At 60.6% G+C, this 14,465-nt stretch carries 9 protein-coding genes, 1 other RNA gene and 1 pseudogene; 10 read left to right on the top strand and 1 reads right to left on the bottom strand.

Features of this window, described 5'->3' with window-relative positions; all coding sequences use genetic code 11:
• The first annotated feature begins 235 nt into the window (after window positions 1-235).
• The 9 genes and pseudogenes from RUH64_RS14070 (at window position 236) to RUH64_RS14030 (ending at window position 11,901) form a co-directional block, all read left to right on the top strand.
• The gene (locus RUH64_RS14070) at window positions 236-1,774 is read left to right on the top strand and encodes a DUF222 domain-containing protein (protein WP_313814204.1); all 1,539 of its coding nucleotides are present in this window, start codon (window positions 236-238) and stop codon (window positions 1,772-1,774) included.
• Between the two features lie 76 nt (window positions 1,775-1,850).
• An RNA gene (ffs, locus tag RUH64_RS14065) (signal recognition particle sRNA small type) lies at window positions 1,851-1,947 on the top strand.
• Window positions 1,948-1,974: 27 nt separating this feature from the next.
• Window positions 1,975-2,895, top strand: coding sequence for a tRNA glutamyl-Q(34) synthetase GluQRS (gene gluQRS, locus RUH64_RS14060; protein ID WP_313814203.1), 921 nt, complete (start codon window positions 1,975-1,977; stop codon window positions 2,893-2,895).
• A gap of 9 nt (window positions 2,896-2,904) precedes the next feature.
• Window positions 2,905-6,576: a DNA polymerase III subunit gamma and tau gene (locus RUH64_RS14055; RefSeq protein WP_313814202.1), complete on the top strand. Its 3,672-nt coding sequence runs from the start codon at window positions 2,905-2,907 to the stop codon at window positions 6,574-6,576.
• A gap of 108 nt (window positions 6,577-6,684) precedes the next feature.
• A pseudogene (gene recR / locus RUH64_RS14050) lies at window positions 6,685-7,275 on the top strand (recombination mediator RecR); the annotation flags it as partial.
• Window positions 7,276-7,626: 351 nt separating this feature from the next.
• On the top strand, window positions 7,627-9,294 hold the full coding sequence (locus tag RUH64_RS14045) for a DHA2 family efflux MFS transporter permease subunit (protein WP_313814201.1): 1,668 nt from the start codon (window positions 7,627-7,629) through the stop codon (window positions 9,292-9,294).
• Between the two features lie 8 nt (window positions 9,295-9,302).
• Window positions 9,303-9,773 (top strand): helix-turn-helix domain-containing protein, encoded by a 471-nt coding sequence (locus RUH64_RS14040; protein ID WP_313814199.1) that lies wholly within the window; start codon window positions 9,303-9,305, stop codon window positions 9,771-9,773.
• A gap of 104 nt (window positions 9,774-9,877) precedes the next feature.
• Complete coding sequence (locus RUH64_RS14035) at window positions 9,878-10,429, top strand: hypothetical protein (protein WP_313814198.1); 552 nt, start codon at window positions 9,878-9,880, stop codon at window positions 10,427-10,429.
• 185 nt (window positions 10,430-10,614) lie between these two features.
• A complete protein-coding gene (locus RUH64_RS14030) occupies window positions 10,615-11,901 on the top strand; it encodes an aspartate kinase (RefSeq protein WP_313814197.1) in 1,287 nt (428 codons plus the stop codon).
• Between the two features lie 62 nt (window positions 11,902-11,963).
• On the opposite strand, the gene RUH64_RS14025 is transcribed toward RUH64_RS14030, so the two are convergent.
• A complete protein-coding gene (locus tag RUH64_RS14025; RefSeq protein WP_313814196.1) occupies window positions 11,964-13,565 on the bottom strand; it encodes an alkaline phosphatase D family protein in 1,602 nt (533 codons plus the stop codon).
• Between the two features lie 111 nt (window positions 13,566-13,676).
• On the opposite strand from RUH64_RS14025, the gene RUH64_RS14020 reads away from it, so the two are divergent.
• A complete protein-coding gene (locus RUH64_RS14020) occupies window positions 13,677-14,456 on the top strand; it encodes a phosphotransferase (RefSeq protein ID WP_313814195.1) in 780 nt (259 codons plus the stop codon).
• Window positions 14,457-14,465 lie beyond the last annotated feature (9 nt).

The following is a 14,465-nucleotide window of genomic DNA, read 5'->3' as shown; positions in this document are numbered from 1 at the left end:
CCCAACACGCGTTCCAGGCGTGCGCCATAGGCCGCTAGGCGAATCCTCCTCAGTGCTCCGTGGAGCAGGATCCAGCATATCGAAATTTTCCGAGAAGCACGAATCGAGGGGTAATTTCTCCTCATCGCGTAGGTCTCAGCTCACCAAAACCCCGAATTCATGCGGAAGAACAAAGTTTTCCCCAGTGCGCAACATTCACAATCGCCACCGCGGGCCGCGCACAAATACTAAAAACATGAGTAAAAGAGAGGCATTTCACAATGACGACTCTTCCCGTCGTCTGCCAATGTATCCACCAGGGCTGAGGAGAAATTACGGTTCCAACGGAGTCTGGGACGGTGAGCTTGACCAGAGTAAGTTTTTCAACAAGCTCGCGGCAACAGCACTGGACCTTTATGATTCTGCACCGCTGTCAACTGTCAAAGATGGACTTGAACGATTGCGAACTATCGGCCAATTGCGCAGCATGCTTGAGGCAGCGGAGGCGAACATCATGGCAGATAGCTTTGAGATGTATACGCGAGAGGCAACGAACCAAGGAACTCAAGAAGCACTCATAGATCAGCAAGACGTTCAGGATGCACATTTTTCCGCCTCTTGCTACGGCGTCAATTTCTCCGATGACGTCACCATCCGTTCAAGCTTCGTTGCCGAAGCTTCTGTGGCTCTTCGCGACACTGTTGGCAGAGTCAGCGCAAAACTCTTTACCGCCGAAGGCCTGCGCAACGTCTGCACCAATACCCTTACAGCTCTAAGCAATGGCGAAATCACAACAAAAGCCGCCAGAGAAATCGTAAGGCAGTCCCAAGACTTAGACCCCTCGGACATTAAACAGTTGGAATATGTCCTGATTCCCTTAGCCAAAACCGCTACGGATTCAGTTGTCTCACAACGTGCACGGCGAATGCACGAGCGTCTGCATCCAAAACCAATCGAAGATCGGCACAAGGAAGCACGAGCCGGGCGAGCAATCACCTGGTGGAAAGATGTAGATGGCATGGCAACTCTTCAGGCTTATCTGCCGGCTGAGGATGTCATCAGCATCATTAACACCGTCAATTGGTTTGCAGCTCATGAAGAGGTCGAGGAAGAAGACCAGCGCACCGAACGGCAACGAAGAGCTGATCTGTTCAGGGACGTTATCTTGGACGGCTGGCCGGAAACCAGCGGAACACCGTTGAAATCAAGAATCGCGGTCACGATCCCCGCCATCGAAATGTTGACAAACCCCAAGCGCGGGCTGGCCGAATTGGAAGGCTACGGACCGATTCCCATGGAGGTGGCACTGAAAATCGCCAAAGATGCACCATCCATCCTCAGGGTTCTCACCGACCCATGGACTGGTGCTGTCATCGATGTTGCACGCAACAAGTACCGTCCGAGCAAAGCATTGCGCGACCTTCTGCGCTGGCGAGATATCCAATGCAGATTTCCCGGGTGCAACAAGTTGGCCGAAGAATCTGAAGCAGATCATATTGATGGATGGGCCAAGGGCGGCCACACTTCGCGTACCAACACCCAGCTGCTTTGCAAAAGACACCAGCTGTTTAAGCATGCGCTGGGCTGGGAAGTCATCTACAAACCAGATGGCTCGGTCCAGTGGCGCACACCTCACGGCATGGTTTGCCTAGAAGTCCCCGGAAGCGTATCTACCGTGGAAAACTTCGACTTTGCCCGCAATCCCACTCCGACCCTCCCAGTAGTTGAAATGACTGCAAGGCTCCGGCATGTACTCGGTTGGCATGACGACGAGCCAGAGGAACGGGCCAGCTGACTATAAAAAATGATCAATGAGAGCAACGGCACTTCCACCGATTTTTGTCAGCACCCCATCCTCGGGTAGAATTTTTGATGACCCCTCGTGTGGTGTCATCCTGTTGAACTCCCCCAGGACCGGAAGGTAGCAAGGGTAGATGGGCTCTGGCAGGTGCATGAGGGGTCTTTACTTTTTTACGCAAGCCGAATGGAGTCCACGTGGGCGCTGGCCGTTTCGCCCCTAGCCCTTCAGGGCCACTCCACATTGGCAACCTGCGCACCGCAGTCCTCGCTTGGCTCTTCGCCCGCTCCACCGCACGGGACTTCTATTTGAGAATTGAAGACCTCGACCGAGTGCGCGCCGGAGCGGAATCCGTCCAAATTGCCGAGCTTGAAGCATTGGGCCTGGACTTTGACGGCGAACTGATTCGGCAGTCCGACCGACTTCCACTCTATTTGAATGCGGTTGACAACCTTAGGTCCCGAGGCCTGGTCTACGACTGCTATTGCTCTCGGAAAGACATCGCCGAGGCTTCCAGCGCTCCCCACGCAGCTCCAGGAGCCTACCCCGGAACATGCAGGAATCTAAGTGCAGAACAGCGCGCCCAAAAAGCCAAGGAAAGGCCTGCGGCCCTGCGGCTTCGCGCCGAAGTGAACGAGTTTTCCGTTCAGGATGAAATCTTCGGCAATTTTACGGGCGTAGTTGACGACTTCGTACTGGTCCGCAACGACGGCGCACCCGCGTACAACCTGGCCGTAGTGGTCGACGATGCGGCCAGCGGCATCGACCAAGTCGTCCGCGGAGATGACCTGCTCTCGTCCGCTCCACGTCAGGCCTATCTCGCCCAGCTTCTTGGCTATCAAATTCCACGCTATGCACATGTTGCACTGGCGCTGAATGAAAAGGGTCAGCGTCTAGCAAAACGAGATGGAGCGGTAACACTCGAAGAGATCACCGAACAAGGCGCCCATCCAGCTAAAGTGCGCTCATTTTTGCTAGAGTCGTTGGGCTTGCCCGGTGAGAATTTGCAGGCGGCGCTGGCGGCTTTTGACCCGTCGCAGCTGCCTCGCGACCCCTGGGTTGTGAAGCCCGAAAACATTGTCCAACAGCTGGTGCCTCCGGCATCGCGCAACCGATAGGGAACCGGTGTGAGTACAGCGCTTTACCGCAGATATCGTCCCGACACCTTCGCCGACGTCATTGGCCAGGAGCATGTCACTGCCCCGCTGATGACCGCGCTGGAAAAGAACCGGGTCAACCATGCATACCTTTTCTCAGGTCCGCGCGGTTGCGGTAAAACCACGTCTGCCCGCATTCTGGCGCGTTGCCTGAACTGCGAACAGGGCCCCACCCCGGTTCCCTGCGGTACCTGCCCCAGCTGTGTAGAGCTTGCCAACGGCGGCCCCGGATCACTGGATGTCATCGAGATCGATGCCGCCAGCCACGGCGGCGTCGACGACGCCCGCGACCTGCGCGAACGTGCGACTTTCGCTCCCACCCGCGACCGCTACAAAATCTTCATCATCGATGAGGCCCACATGGTCACCCCGGCCGGCTTCAACGCCCTGCTGAAGATCGTTGAAGAGCCCCCGGCGCATATCAAGTTCATTTTTGCTACCACCGAGCCTGACAAGGTCATCGGCACCATCCGCTCACGCACCCACCACTATCCGTTCCGGTTGGTGCCCCCCGAAGCCCTGCTGGCATACCTGCAGGAACTGTGCCAGCGTGAGAATGTGTCGGTTCACGAGGGCGTGCTTCCGTTGGTGATCCGCGCGGGCGGCGGCTCGGTGCGCGATACCCTTTCGGTCCTCGATCAGTTGATCGCCGGAGCCCGCGAGGGCGTGCTTGACTATGAAACTGCCATTGCCCTGCTGGGCTACACCCACTCCACTTTGTTGGATGAAGTGGTGCTTTCGCTGCATGAGTCCGATGGCGCAGGGCTGTTCAGCGCCATCGATCGGATCATCCAAACCGGTTTAGATCCACGCCGCTTCGTTGAAGATTTGCTGGAACGCTTCCGCGACCTGATCATCGCCAAGGCTGTCCCGGAGGGTCTGGAGAAGATTCTGCGCGGTGTTCCCGCAGATCAGCTGGAAGCGCTGCACCTGCAGGCTGGCCTCGCCGGATCCGGTGAGCTTTCGCGTTGGGCCGACGTCACCAATCAGGCATTGACCGATATGACGGGTGCTACCTCCCCGCGCCTTCACCTGGAGCTTTTGGCAGCCCGCTTGATGCTTCCTGGTTCGCAGGATTCCGAAAGCTCATTTGCCGCCCGCCTTGACCGCTTGGAGCGCCATGCGATGACCGGCGGTGCGCTGCCGGAGCTGGAAGCCGGCGCCTCCGCAGATGCAGCACCATCCTTGGGCTCGGCGCCCAATCCAGGTGCTGCGCGTCTGGGCGCAGCCGCCGCACGCCAGGCCTTGGCCGCGGCAAAGGCGCGCCGTGAGGGAGATGCAGCACCAGCAGCGCAGCCCGAAGCCGCCCAGCCTGAAGCAGGACAGGTTCCAGCCCAAGAGCAGCCTCAGCAGATTCAGCCTGAACAGGTGCGGCCGGTGGAACCTGTGCAGCAGCCAGCGCCTTCCGCAGAGCCCGTCGCATCGGCTACCGTACAAGACTCATCTGATGTCGAAGACCCGAACGCTCCGCTGGATCCAGGTGCCGCAACGTCCTTGAACACCGGCTCCGACGCCGACTGGGGTGCCACCTGGGGTCCCAAGGAAGATTCCCACCCCGTCACCACCCAGATCCAGCCGGGACCAAGTGTTCCCGCAAGCCGCCCTGAGGGGGTCGCACCATTCAGCTTGGTGCCGGACCCATCCAGCGGTGAGGACCTTTCATTCGGCACCGGCGTCTCCATCGACGACGTTAAGCAGAACCCCGCCATGGCCGAGTTCGCTCGGCGTGCAGCACAGGACCGCGCCCAGCAGCAATCGGCTCATGCGGCCCAGCAGGCAGCAGCGCAGAACCAGCCGCCAGCTCAACCCGTGCAGCAGGCCCCGGCGCAGAATCAGGCCCCGCAGCAGCCAGACTTCCAGGCCCGCGAACAGGCCGAACTCGAAGCCGCACAGCGTGCAGAACAACAACGCGCCCAAGAACAGGCACAGCGCGAACAGGCAGCACGCCAACAGGCAGAGCAGGAAGCCGCTCAACGCGCCGCCCAAGAACAGGCACAGCGCGAACAGGCCGAACGCGAAGCGGCACAGCGTGCAGAACAACAACGCGTCCAAGAACAGGCACAGCGCGAACAGGCAGCACGCGAAGCGGCACAGCATGCAGAACAACAACGCGCCCAAGAACAGGCACAGCGCGAACAGGCAGCACGCCAACAGGCAGAGCAGGAAGCCGCTCAACGCGCCGCCCAAGAACAGGCACAGCGCGAACAGGCCGAACGCGAAGCGGCACAGCGTGCAGAACAGCAACGTGCCCAAGAGCAGGCAGCACGTCAACAGGCTGAACGCGACGCCCAGCTGCGTGCGCAACAGCAGACACAGAATCAGACCCCGCAGCAGCCGGCCGGCGCGCAGGGTGGGTCGCCGGTAGCTAGATTCCAGCAGGCATGGCCGCAGCTGCTCACCCAGCTGCAGTCGAGTTCAAAGGTCTTGCACTCGATGGTGTCGAACTTCGGCTCGGTGGCAGGCTTCGACGGACGGACGGTGACCCTCGCATTCAGCAGTCCCGGTGTCCTCGTTAACCTCCGCAACCGCCCGGACATGATGCAGATCCTCACCGGGCTGCTGTCCCAGGTCGCTGGGGCCCCGGTCGAAGTCGTCCTCACCGAGGGCGGTTCTAATGCTCCGGGCGGTGGTTCCCCAAAAGGTGAGCGCCGGCCGATCCCGGCGCCAACCCCAGCACCAACCAAGTTCACCAAGGCACCAAACACTGGGGTAGGTTCGCGCTCCCAGGCGTCGCAGCCCGTACCATCGCAGTCCCCTGCGGCACCTTCCACCGCGGGGGTGGAGCAGGGCTATGCCGGCGACCTCAACGACGTACCGCCGCCGCTGGAGGATCCGTACTTCGACGAGCCGCCGTTCCCTGACGACGGCTACCTCGACGACCCCTATGCTCAGCCCTCGGTCGCACCCGCACCTCAGGCCCCAGCCTCGGTGCCGGAACCGTCGCAGGCTCCTGCCCCTGCTGAACGCGTCGGCGCCCCCCGGTCCTTTGACGGTCCCCCGGTGGCTCCGCGCCCGCGCATGACGGCCGGATTGACCGCGCGACAGAGCGAGGGTGCCAGGCTTAATATCGCCCGGCCCGTATCGTCGACCCCGTTGCACCCAGGCAGCACCACCGACTCCTTCGAGGCGCTGGCCACCGTCCGGGAGCCGGTCGAGGAGGCGAGCGCCGCAGTAGAGCAGCCGGTGGCGCCACGGCCGCAGTTCTCCCGCGAGCAGCAGCCTGTCCAAGCACCGGTTCAGGCAGCCGAGGTTCAGCGCCCCACCGCCGCACCGGCGGCTGCTGCGGCCCCGGCGCGGGAAACCGCACCCACCTGGGGAGCCGTAGATGCGCCCGTTTCACCCGCGCCGGCTGCCCCGCAGGCTTCTGGGCGCATGAGCCGCTACCAGCAGCTGATGAACCAGGCCAAGGATTCATCGTCACCGGCACCGGCCCCAGTGCAGTCGGCGACTGGATGGGGCGGAGCGCCAACCCCGCCCCCGGTGGTGGAAGACCCGGCAGAGTTCATCCCGAGCGACGACGACATCGAGGTGGAGGACTCCACATTGATTGGCGTTCCCGCAGTGGAACGGCTGCTGGGCGGCATGGTCATCGAGCAGCGTGATGTGAACGGCGCTGTCGTGGAGATCAAACGAAGCCTGTGAGCCACCGACCTGCCGGTCAAAGTGTCGAGGTGAGACACTAGTGTGTACGTTGACGGCAGCTGCCGTATTCCAAGCAATAACGAACCCGAATGATGAAAGTGGGCGCACGTGTACGAAGGTGCTGTACAGGAACTGATCGACGAACTCGGTCGTCTACCTGGCATCGGCCCGAAGTCGGCGCAGCGCATCGCTTTTCACATCCTGGATGCCGATGCGGAGGATATGACGCGTCTGGCGGCGGCCATCCAGCAGGTCAAGGCCAAGGTGAAATTCTGCGAGATCTGCTTCAATATCTCGGAGCAGGACACCTGCGCAATCTGCCGCGATGAACGCCGCGACGGCTCGACGATCTGCATTGTCGAAGAATCGAAAGACGTGCTCGCGATCGAGCGCACCCGCGCATTCTCCGGCCGCTACCACGTGCTGGGGGGGTCGATTAATCCGCTGGCGGGTGTCGGCCCGGAGCAGCTGCACATCCGGGAGCTGGTCACCCGTCTGGCCGACGACTCGATCACCGAATTGATCCTCGCCACCGACCCGAACCTCGAAGGCGAGGCCACCGCGGTGTACCTGGTGCGCGCACTCTCTCCCCTGGGCATTAAGATCACTCGACTGGCATCGGGACTTCCGGTGGGCGGAGACCTTGAATATGCCGATGAGGTCACGTTGGCCCGCGCCTTTGAAGGTCGCCGAATTGCCGGGCGAGCTCAGCAGCCCGGAGCCCCGACGCTAGTGGCCGCCGCCGAACCGGTGGAGGTCAACGTTGCGCCGGCTCAGGAAGCACCGCCGGTAGAAACTCCGTCGCAGTCGGAGGCTAGCCCCTCGCATCCGGTGGTCCCCGAAATGGACGAACACCGTAGCTCTCGCTGACGCTGAGCTTCAACATTCCATGCCGCCCCGGCCTGCAAAAGCAGGTCGGGGCGGTTGTTTGCCGGGAGTTTATTCTGACGAGTAAGCAATTGTGGAGCAAAGCACACATAGTTGATGATAGTCAACCAAAGGTATATAGTTGACATCAATCAACTTTTCTATTCTTCTCTGGGAGTCACAATGACCGCAACCGCACCGGTCTCGCAGCCCAAGATGAGCCATGCCCAGATAATGCAGTCGCTGACCGGCCTGCTGATGGGCATGTTTGTCTCGATCCTTGCCGGCACCGTCGTGTCCAGTTCCTTGCCGGTGATCGTTTCCGATCTCGACGGCGGACAAACCGCATTCACCTGGGTCGTGACAGCAACCCTGCTTGCCACCACCATCTCCACCCCGATCTGGGGAAAGCTGGCAGACATTGGCAACCGCAAACTGCTGCTGCAGATCTCACTGGCGATGTTCGTGCTGGCCTCGGCGGCGGCAGGCTTCTCCCAGACCACCGACTTCCTCATTGCCATGCGTGTCATCCAGGGGCTTGCCGGCGGCGGCATGGGCGCATTGAGCCAGATCGTCATGGCAGACATCCTCTCTCCTCGCGAGCGCGGAAAGTACATGGGCCTGTTCGGAGCCGTCATGGCACTGGGCACCGTCGGCGGCCCGCTGATCGGAGGTTTCATCACCGACACGATCAACTGGCGCTGGAACTTCTTCGTAGCCCTACCCTTCGCAGTGATCGCCATTCTGCTAATTCAGCGCACCCTGCACCTTCCTGAGTTCGCCAAGCGCAAGGTCAAGATCGACTACCTGGGCATCATGTTCCTGTCCTCCGGAGTCGCGCTGCTGCTGATCTGGATGTCGTTGGGCGGAACACAGTTCGAGTGGAATTCCTCCACCAGCTTCCTCATGGCCGGCGGTTCGCTGCTCCTGCTGATCCTCTTCGTCATCGTTGAGCTCAAGGCCACCGACCCACTGCTGAACCTCGACCTCTTCAAGAACCGCACCTTCACCTTCGCTGTCATCGCCTCGCTGTCCGTAGGCCTGTCGATGTTCGGCACCTCGGTCTTCCTGAGCCAGTACATGATCATGGCCCGCGGAGCCACCGCTACCCAGGCAGGTCTCATGACCTTCCCAATGATGGCGGGCCTGTTGGTAGTATCCACCGCCGCCGGTGCATTGATCACCCGCTACGGCAAGTGGAAGGCGTTTGTGGTCACAGGCTCGGTACTTCAGGTCATCGGCTTGTTCCTGCTCGGCACCATCCACTACGACACGAATTTCGTCCTGGTGGGCCTCTACATGTTCATCCTCGGCGCCGGCGTCGGTCTGGTTATGCAGAATATGGTGCTGGTGGTTCAGAACTCGGTTCCCGTCTCCGAATTGGGCGTTGCGTCTTCCGCAGTGAACTTCTTCCGCACCCTGGGCGGCACTGCCGGCACCGCGGGCCTCGGCGCGCTATTGGCGATCAACATCCCGAACATGCTGGCCGACAAGCAGAGCGAAATCGCCGGCGCCATGGCGCAGCTTGGCGACAAGGCTGCTGCGGTGTCCGCACAGCTGTCCTCGGGCTCGCTGCCGAACCTCTCCACCCTTCCGGAGCCGATCCGAGTGATCTTTGAGTCGGTCTACGGCGATGGTGTTGCGGCGCTGTTTGCCTTCGCCGCCCCGATCGCACTGATCACCGTCGTCGCGGTCTGCCTGATCCCGAACCAGCAGCTGCGCACCCAAACTGCGGTTGAACGCCAAGCCGCGGGCGAAGGCGAAGACACCGACGCAGCGCCAGAGCAGGCTGGCGGGCAGCCGGAGGCGCAGACCGCAGATGAGCACGACGATGGACGCACCGGAGCCTAGGGGAAGCAATGGAGACAGCCAGTAGCAGCACCCCGCGCGCAGAACGCGGTGCACTATATGACGCCACCGAAGAACAGATGTTTGCGCTGATCGCGGTCGTCTCGCGTTCCAAACGAGCGGTTGCCTCCCAACTGGAGCACCTAATGACCCCGGCCGCGCTACCGGTGCTCGGGATCATCATGCGGACCAAACGCATCACCCAATCCGAAATCTGCGAGCGGCTGTTGATGGACAAGGCCGCGCTGTCCCGTATGGTCGCCAAGCTTGAAGAACTTGGTTTGGTCGTTCGTGAAACCGACGAACAGGACCGCCGGGTGTCGCATCTGCTGCCCACCGATTTGGCAGTTGAGCGATGGTGCCAGTGGCTGCAGGAATGGCGCACCGATCTTCGCAGCCGACTCGCAGGCTGGGACGATGCCGATCTGGAAACCCTGATCTCCCTGCTGGGAAGGCTCAACAGTGACATGCAGGTGCCCTAAGCCCTATACCTCCATCCAAATCCGCCGCGACGAACGGAACCTACCGTCCGCCGCGGCGGATTTGCACTCTCAACTTCTAGTTCCGGTGCAGGTATTCTGCACCTATGGCTACCAAAAGCAGCAATACCGAAGCAATCGCAAGGGCCACCGGCAAGGCATGGGACAACTGGTCCACCGATCTGCGTGAAGCCGGCGCCGAGAAACTCACCCACAAAGAAATCGCCCAGTTGGCTGAGGCGCAGATGCCTTCCGATCTGCACAATCCGGAGTGGTGGGCGCAATCCGTGGCGGTGGCATTTGAACAGGAAATTGGGCGCCGCCTGCCCGGCCAAGCGCAGGACGGCACGTTCCAAGGCTCCGCCACCATCACCCTCCATACGGATCTCGACGGGGCCTTGGCCCGCTGGATACATGTCACCCAGGACCTGCAATTCTTCAACGGGCAGCAGTTGACCGACGGACCGTCCATCAGCTCCTCCGAGCGCTGGCGCTACTGGCGCGCTTCATTCAGCGACGGCACTAAGGCTCAGGTGGACATGGGTCTCAAGGGGGATAAAACCTCAATTGCGGTAAACATCACTAAGGCTGAGAGTCACGAGTCGGTGTCGGAATGGAAGAGATTTTGGCGACAAATATTGACCCAAGCCAAGGGCTGAGAAGCTGTTAATGCAAGATTCACCCGGAGTCGCTAGGCAATATGACCAATCGTTAACGTCACAACTAGGACATGTTCGCGCTCAGCTGTCACAATATTGATCTAGTAGGTTTCTCGCGCGCCAATTTCTGCCGACGTTTCGGTGATCGCGCGGGTTGCAACTTTCAACTGGTGGAGGCAGTGCCCATGGGCCTAATTGTGCAAAAATTTGGCGGTTCGTCCGTATCAGATGCCGAGGGCATCAAACGCGTCGCGCGCCGAATTATTGACACCAAAAACCAGGGCCACGATGTGGTCGTGGTGGTTTCAGCCATGGGCGACACCACCGACGATCTGCTGGACCTCGCAGGACAGCTCACCGACGATGCGCCGGCCCGCGAAATGGACATGCTGCTCTCCGCCGGTGAGCGCATCTCCATGTCGCTTCTGGCAATGGCCATCAACAAGTTCGGTGAGCGCGCGGCTTCATTTACCGGTTCTCAGGCGGGTCTGATCACCGACTCCACCCACGGCAAGGCGCGCATCATGGAGGTCTCCCCGCAGCGCGTGCGCCGCGCCATCGACCGCGGCTTCATCGCCATCGTCGCCGGGTTCCAGGGCATGAGCAAGGATTCGCAGAACATCACCACCATGGGCCGCGGCGGTTCGGATACCACCGCAGTGGCACTGGCAGCCGCTCTCGGCGCCGATGTCTGCGAAATCTACACCGACGTGGACGGTGTCTACACCGCAGACCCACGCGTGGTGCCTTCGGCCACCAAGATCGATCAGATCTCCAGCGAGGAAATGCTTGAAATGGCAGCCAGCGGCTCCAAGATCCTGCACCTTCGCTGCGTGGAGTACGCCCGCCGATTCGGCGTGCCACTGCATGTGCGCTCATCCTTCAGCCAGCACGAGGGCACCTGGGTGCTCCCGGACCCCAATGACAAGATCAAAATTCAAGAGGGAGAACCCTTGGAACAGCCAATCATCTCAGGTGTTGCCCACGACCATTCCGAGGCAAAGGTCACCGTTATCGGCGTGCCTGACATCCCCGGCAAGGCGGCGCAGATCTTCGGCGTCATCGCCGCGGCGCAGGCGAATATCGACATGATCGTGCAGAACATCTCCACGCACGGTTCGGGCAAGACCGATATTTCCTTCACCCTGCCGATGACCGAAACCAAGCATGTGCTGGAGGCTCTGGAAACCGCCCGTGCAGAGATCGGCTTTGAAGAGATCGAGCACAATGACGAGGTGGGCAAGCTATCGCTGATCGGCGCGGGCATGCGTTCGAACCCGGGTGTTTCCTTCACCTTCTTCGAGGCGCTGCACCAGGCTGGCGTGAACGTGGATATGATCTCCACCTCCGAGATCCGTATTTCGGTGGTCACCGACGCCGACAAGCTCAATGACGCGGTGCGCGCCATTCACACCGCTTTCGAACTCGATACCGATGTTGAAGCCACCGTTTACGGCGGCACCGGGCGCTAGAGCCTAAACGACAACGACCGAGGCGGCCAGCAGTGCTGGCGGCCTCGGTCGTTTGCTGCGCCCTAACGTACAGGTTCAAGGATCCGCCGGTACACCGTCTCGCCAAGGCCGTTGCGCAGCGATACAGTGAACCGGTCCTGGTCATCGAGGCTTACATGGCCGAAAAACTGTCCCTTGCCATTGCGAGGAGACTGGTTGGTGGTGCCAGCCAGGGAGAAGTCCACCGTAGGCCCAAAGGTCTGGTCCATCTTATTGGGCCCGAAGGATCCTGCGTTGACCGGACCGGCGACGAACTCCCAGAACTCGTTGAAATCCTTGAACGCCGCATGCTCCGGCGAATACCTGTGCGCTGCGCAGTAATGCACATCGGCGGTTAAGAACACCACGTTCTTCACCCCGCGGTCCTTGATTGCCTTGAGCAGCCGCGCCAACTCAAGTTCACGGCCCAGTGGCGCGCCGTGGTCTGCGTTGGCGATTGATTCCTGAGCCTTGCCGTCGGGTACGATGACGCCCAGCGGCAGATCGTTGAGCACCACCTTCCACGTGGCCCTGGACTTGGACAGGGATTCCACGAGCCAATGAAGCTGTTCTTCGCCAAGGATCGGAGTTTCATGCTGTTCCAGCCCTGCGGTGTTTTCTGACTTAGCGCTGCGCATATCCAGCGCGAAGAGGTCCAGCGCTGGGCCCCGGGAGATCTTCCGGTAGATCCGCGCCTGTTCAAAACCGGTGCCTCCGCGAAGCGCCCGCGGATTGGCGATGGGCTGGTACTCCTGCCATGCCCGGCGTCCGCGGGCCGCCAGGACGTTGACGTCCCTGACCGTGTAGCGTTCATCGTCAATGATCTGCCCCGGGTACCAGTTGTTGTGGGTTTCGTGGTCATCCCACTGCGCGATGACAGGAACCTGAGCGTACATGGCGCGGACGTTCTCATCGAGCATGTTGTACCGGTGGCGGCCGCGGAATTCGGCAAGGGTCTCTGCGACCTTTGAGACTTCTTCGGTGACGAGGTTGCGCCAGATCTGCCCGTCTGGTTCGAGAACCTCGGCCGCGATGGGCCCGTCGGCATAGATTGTATCGCCGCTGTGAATGAAGAAATCAGGGTTGGTTTCGCGCATGGCAGCGTAGGCTCGCATGCCGCCGATCTCTTCGTTGATGCCCCATCCCTGTCCAGCGGTATCCCCGGACCAGACAAAGCTCTGCGCCCGCCGCGCCTCATGGTTGCGACGACCAATCATCGAAGGAGCGGTGCTGAAGGTTCCCGAGGTGGTTTGCCCCAGGGTTCCAAACTCGTCTTCAAAACCAATTTGCACCGAGAACCGCGTTCCCGCGGGCAGTCGGTCTGCGGCGATCTTGGCCGTATAGTCGGTATTTTCGCTGGCCCACGCACCGCGCAGGGTACGGCTAAACTGGCCCCGTCCGCGCACCACCCTGCCGAATTCGTCGATTGCCTGCAAGTGCGCACGCAGTCGTCCCCGGCCGTTGGAGCGCGCCCACAGGACGGCCTCCCGTGTCGAAACATCGCCCATGGAAAACCCGCTGGTTAGTTCCAGCCGCTGGCGGACCAACCGCGGTGCACCCGATGCACTGGCTGGCGTGGCGGTCAGAGCAAGTGCGGCCGTAGCAAGGGAACCGGTAATGAGATTTCGGCGTGAAAGATCAGTCATGCAGGCAGTATTCACGACGGCCTTGACCAGCCAGTGGCACCAAGGTTAATACGAATCGAAGGACTGATAGAAAATTGGACTCAGATTTTTGCAGGTGGAATGATTGGCTCCATGACTGAACCCCGATTTATCGCCTGTGCGCCGACGCCGAACACCCCGGTTCCCGTGGAGGTCTTGCGTGCTGCCGGTGAAGATCAGGTAGTTCCGGTCTGGCGCAATGGGCTGGGCGGTCTGACCTTCAAACTCATCGGGGCCTCGTCATTGCGATTCGCAAAATGGTCTCCCCGGCCGGAGCAAGCAGAGGACATTGCTCCCCTAGCCCCGCAGGAAATGGATCTCAATCATGAGGTTCAACGGCTTTCTTGGGCCTCCAATTACAGCGTCGTCCCGACCGTACTCAGTTTTGAAGAATTCGATGCCGGACAGCTCATGGTGACCGAGGGGCTTATGGGAATGAGCGTCATATCGGAAATTGGCCAGAAGGAACCGGCACTGGCTTCCCTTGCTTTGGGAGCTGGCCTGCGGGAATTGCATACCCGGCTTCCGGTAGCCGATTGCCCCTTTGAATGGAACGTTGCTTCAAGGACCGCACCACTGCCCCAGGATCTAGGCGCACGGTTCATTGAGCAGGCCCCTCCGGAGGACTTGGTGGTCTGCCATGGGGACGCCTGCGCCCCCAATACCCTGATCGACAGCCACTTTCGATTCGTTGGTCATGTCGACCTGGGCATGCTGGGAATCGGAGATCGCTGGGCCGATTTGTCGATTGCCGCCCTGAGCACGAGGTGGAATTTCGGTCCCGGTTTTGAACAATACGTTTACGACGGCTATGAAATCGAACCCGACGATCAGAAAATCGACTTCTACCGACGTTTATGGGACGCAACCTAAGACCGCGTC

Origin of the sequence: Glutamicibacter sp., assembly GCF_032154645.1 — a bacterium.
Classification (GTDB): domain Bacteria; phylum Actinomycetota; class Actinomycetes; order Actinomycetales; family Micrococcaceae; genus Glutamicibacter.
The sequence above is the reverse complement of the archived record's forward strand: the minus strand, read 5'-3'. Positions and strand labels throughout refer to the sequence as shown.